This is a genomic window from uncultured Peptoniphilus sp. (assembly GCF_946998875.1).
Taxonomy (GTDB): Bacteria; Bacillota; Clostridia; order Tissierellales; family Peptoniphilaceae; genus Peptoniphilus_A.
The window spans coordinates 1-4,552 of record NZ_CAMQAY010000043.1 but is presented as its reverse complement, the minus strand read 5'-3'; the positions used below and the strand labels follow the sequence as shown (position 1 = coordinate 4,552).

Here is a 4,552-nt window from a genome sequence, read left to right as displayed (position 1 = left end):
CACAAGCAAAAACTGCTAAAGAATTAATTCAAACTGCAGTTAACCTTTATGGAAAAGACTTTGCAGGATTAAAATTCTGTTCACAATTAGCCAAAGCTACTGAACTTAGAGATCAAATCGAAGCTACATTAAATAGCCTTGGTCTCGAAAGAGATAATTGGGAAGCAGCAAAAGAAAACGAAGCTTATGTAAAAGCTTTCAAAGCATTTAAGGCTCAAATCGATAAGATTGAAGAAAACAAGAAAGCTACAATCAAAGTAGCTGATGATTTCGCAGGAGCAATTAAGCTTGAAAACTTAACTAAAGATGATGTTACTGCAGAAAAACTTATGGCTAAAATTAACGAAGGTGCTGATAAGGTTAAAGCAGTATCAGTTAATGTTGTACCAGGAAGATTAAACACTGCAATGGTATATGTACGTGTTCAAGCTACATCAGATGATGGAAATTGCTGTATTTCAAAAGAATATGCAATAAAAGTTGAATACACTTGTCCAGAAACAGAACCAAAAGAAATCAAAGGTAGTTGTGTTACTGTAGATGGAAAGACTTGCCCAGTAGCAGATGAAAAAATGCCAGGCTGTGCAGAAGGCTTTTGTATTATTAAATAATTAAACTTATTTAATTAAGCATTAAAAGATAAAACTCGAGGGAAACCTCGGGTTTTTCTTTTTTACATAAAAATTTTTTTCTGGTAAAATTATGGCAGGAGGTGGTAGTATGAACGAAAAAGAAAAATTTGAACTCCGCATTAGTTGGGATGAATGCGAAAAAATCGCAAGGAGTCTTAGACAAGAATATGACAAAGATAATTCTAAAGAAAAAAAAGATTATATAAAGGCAATAAAAAAATTTTTATGTAGACATTTTTTTACTATATTTGCCCTAATTATTATATGTAAATACTTTTGCTTTGCCTTTAGATGCACTCATGCCATTTTTCTTTATTATTTTAAAAATGTTATCCCAGCCCTTGTTGCTTCTATTGGTGTTTTTGAGGGTTTTAAATATAATAGGAGGCAGGCATACAAGGAAATTGTCACTAGAGAAAGGATAAATTGGTTACATAAGATGCAGGAGAACCTTGCCCTATACCTTGAACTTACTTCATACCATGATAAAAAGGGAAAAAAATCAGGACAAGAAAAACCTGACAAGGTACAATCGGTCGAAGATAAGGATTACAAGTCGCCAGAAAGACTTTATCATGAAATTTTATTTAATATCAACCATAATAAAGATGCCAAGGCAAAAATTGCCTTAGAGAACTATCACAGAGCCTACAAGGAAAACTGGGAAGGATGCCAAGGGGGACAAGCTGACCAAGATATTTATATAGAACTAGAACTTTGTAATGAAGAGGAAGATAAAAAGACATTTATAATAAAAGATACAGAAGATCTTTCTAAGAAAATTAGAAAAAATACCCCAAAATGTAAGGAAGAATTGAGAAAAGAAGTAGAAAAGGAATTTACAAACATATTTAAAAAAGTTTGGAAAGATATAAAGGAAGAAGCAGATTAAGCTTCTTTTTTCTTTATAAGAAAAAATTAAGAATTTTATTTTAAAGCCTCGCGGCTTTATCACTTATAAGGAGGGGGTTAATACCCATTCGGGCACGCAGGTGTCATTGCGAGGCCCCTTGCTTGTGCCGTGTGGTATCCCCCTCCTTAAACCACCCCCTTTGAACCCCACGCCCTGGAGCAAGAAAGAAAAAGCTTCGCTTTAAGATTTTATAAATTCATTTTTTTCTTAAAAATTCTTTTTTTATTTAAGGAGGGGGCATAGGGGGCGGCAATGCCCCCTCTACCCCCTCCTTTGACCTCCCCCACACCCCCGTGCCCTGGCAGGGGCCTCGACCCTCAGCTACGCAAAAAGTTCTACGGCTAAAATTTTGAACTCGCTCTTCGAGCTCAAACAGCAAAATTTTTTAACGCCTTCGAACTTTTTGCTTACTGCCTGATGACTTTTACGGCATATTGGCAAAGGCGACTGCCCGACAACTATAACAACAAGCTGGGCACTCTTGCCAAGTTAATTATTTTCCACAAAACTTTTATCTGATGTAATCTTTTAATTAATTTTTTAAGGAAAACACCTTTAGCTACAACAGTAGAGTTGTTGGAGTGCATAAGATAAGCAAAAAAATCGGTTATGCGTTAAAAATTTTCAACTGTTTAAGCTCGCGAAGCGAGTGAGTTTTGAAAATTTAGCATGACCGATTTTTTTGGACTTCCAGTGCGTGGGGTGAAAGGGGTGGTTTGGAGGGGCAAGGGGCATTAAGACGCCCATACGCCCCTCCAATATAAAAAAGAAAAATTAAGATTAAAAAATAATTTAATAAAGAAAAAAACTATATTTTTTTCATCCCCAAAGCCTTTATGCTTAAAACCCCCTTTTTTACTTGAAGCTTTTCAAAAAGCTTCTTCCTTATTTTCTTAGCAAAGAAAATAAATTTAAACCTATGTTTGACAAATAAAAACAAAAGTTTTATAATTATCTCATAGATTAAAAAGAGGAGGCTTCTATGATGAATGATTATAAAGATTTTAACAGAGTTTTGAGGTCTGCCCTAGTAGGTGAGGAGAGGTCAAAGGTAAAGCTTCTTGATATGCTGGACCCCCTCATTCGCTCATCTATTAATAAGTATTGCCAGGTTCCAAGTGAATACGAGGACCTCTATTCTGACGGGAGGGCTATGGTTTTATCCTGCATTGAGGACTTCGACAACAAGAGATCTTTCCTTAAATATGTACAGTCGTCTTTGATGTATTTTTATATGAACACTTACAAGTATTTAAGGGATGTGAATAGTGATATTCACGATAGTCCAAGTGACGATGAGGAGAGTCTTGGCATTTTTGACACATTTGATGCTGGGGTGGATATTGAGGGAGACTTTTTGGAGGGTGAGAGGCTTGATATTTTAAAGAAGGCTATTGATTCTCTCACTCCAAGGCAGGAGACTGTTGTCAGGTTATTTTTTTATGAAAGGCTTGGTCTTTCGGAGATTGCTGATTTTCTTGGTATTTCTAAGAGGACTGTAATTAATTTAAAGGTCAATGCTATTAATAATATTAGACAGTATATTTCTTGTCACTATAGGTGAGGAGGTGATTTTATGTTAATCGAAAAGAGACTTATTAAGTTTAATTTTTCTAAGAGAGAGGGTATAGTAAAGCCTACTTTTATCGTTGTTCACGACACAGGCAATCCTAGGGCTGGTGCTGATGCTCTTAATCATTATAGGTATTTTAATGGGGGCAACAGAAAGGCTTCTGCTCATTATTTTGTGGACGACAAGAGGATAGTGGAGACTGTTGAGACTACTAATGCTTCTTGGCACTGCGGCGACGGCCATGGCAGGTATGGCATCACTAATTCTAATTCTATTGGCGTGGAGATCTGCGTAAACAGTGACGGTGATTATGATAAGGCGCTAGAGAATGCACGAGTTGTCATTCGATTTCTCATGGATTTTTACAAGATTCCTCTAAAGAGGGTTGTCCGTCATTTTGATGCGTCACACAAGCTTTGTCCTCGTTCTATGAGCGCCAACAACTGGGGGGCTTGGTGGAAGTTTAAGGAAAGTTTATAATTTTTAAAATTTTTTCATTTTTCCATAGTAACTTTTGGCTTTTTTTTCTATATATATAGTAGGAGGTGAAAATAATGGCAGTTAATGTTAATGAAAAGAAGGTTATGCTAAAGACTGTTACTTCTAATACCAACTCTGATGGCTCTATCAAAAAGAGAAGTATCACTGTTAGAAATATTGATTCTAATGCGACTAATGATTCTCTTTATGCTTTGTCCAAGGGCGTTGGGTCTTTAGTTGAGGGCAATCTTGCTTCTTCTTCTAAGATTACTGAAGAAGTTTTTGAAGAGCAAGCCTAAGATGGAAGTTAGTTTTATGTTATTTATGAAAGGAGATATGAGTATGAAAGAAAGTAGAACACTTAGAATGAATTTTGTTGATGATGGTGGAAATCCTTGGAGTCTTAATATTTTAAATCCTAAGGAGAATGTTTCAAGAACTGATGCAGAGGGTGTTGCAGGCACCATTACTACAAACAAGCTTGTTAATGGTAAGGAAGGTTTCATCAAGACTTTTAGCGGTGCTACCATGATTACTAGAGAAGAAAGAGCGCTTTGATTATGGAAGATTTGTTGTCTAATATTTCAAACATCGGCTTTCCCATTGCAATTTCTTGTTACCTCTTGGTGAGGTTGGAGAAAAAGATGGAGGAGCTAAGGGAAGTAATCCTTGAGTTAAGCAATGCTATTGAGGAGTTTAAAAAGTAGGTTTTTGGTTTTTGATTTTAAATTAAATTTAATTTTTTTATTATTAATAATAATGTACATATGTGGGGCGCAAGCCTTTTTTTTTATGGCTAAAAAAGGCTTTTGGGAAAAAAGATAAGGATTTTTTCTTTATTAATCTTTTTACTAAAGCTGCCGCTTTAATTGTTTTTAATTATTTTTAAGGAGGGGGTTAAGGGGCATTGCGAGGCCCCTTTTCCCCCTCCTTAAACCACCCCCTTTGAACCCC

Annotated in this window: 7 protein-coding genes; all 7 read left to right on the top strand. The window is 35.8% G+C overall.

Features of this window, described 5'->3' with window-relative positions; genetic code table 11:
• Positions 1-611 (top strand): hypothetical protein (locus Q0U74_RS07590; RefSeq protein ID WP_297393834.1); only part of this gene is annotated, 611 nt, incomplete at its 5' end.
• A gap of 109 nt (positions 612-720) precedes the next feature.
• Positions 721-1,524 (top strand): hypothetical protein, encoded by an 804-nt coding sequence (locus Q0U74_RS07585; RefSeq protein WP_297393832.1) that lies wholly within the window; start codon positions 721-723, stop codon positions 1,522-1,524.
• A 1,003-nt stretch (positions 1,525-2,527) separates the two neighbouring features.
• The gene (locus Q0U74_RS07580) at positions 2,528-3,109 is read left to right on the top strand and encodes a sigma-70 family RNA polymerase sigma factor (RefSeq protein WP_297393830.1); all 582 of its coding nucleotides are present in this window, start codon (positions 2,528-2,530) and stop codon (positions 3,107-3,109) included.
• Between the two features lie 12 nt (positions 3,110-3,121).
• Positions 3,122-3,598: an N-acetylmuramoyl-L-alanine amidase family protein gene (locus tag Q0U74_RS07575; RefSeq protein WP_297393828.1), complete on the top strand. Its 477-nt coding sequence runs from the start codon at positions 3,122-3,124 to the stop codon at positions 3,596-3,598.
• Between the two features lie 74 nt (positions 3,599-3,672).
• Positions 3,673-3,897: a hypothetical protein gene (locus Q0U74_RS07570; RefSeq protein WP_297393827.1), complete on the top strand. Its 225-nt coding sequence runs from the start codon at positions 3,673-3,675 to the stop codon at positions 3,895-3,897.
• Positions 3,898-3,940: 43 nt separating this feature from the next.
• Positions 3,941-4,156: a DUF2922 family protein gene (locus Q0U74_RS07565; protein WP_297393826.1), complete on the top strand. Its 216-nt coding sequence runs from the start codon at positions 3,941-3,943 to the stop codon at positions 4,154-4,156.
• 2 nt (positions 4,157-4,158) lie between these two features.
• A complete protein-coding gene (locus Q0U74_RS07560) occupies positions 4,159-4,305 on the top strand; it encodes a YvrJ family protein (protein WP_297393824.1) in 147 nt (48 codons plus the stop codon).
• Positions 4,306-4,552 lie beyond the last annotated feature (247 nt).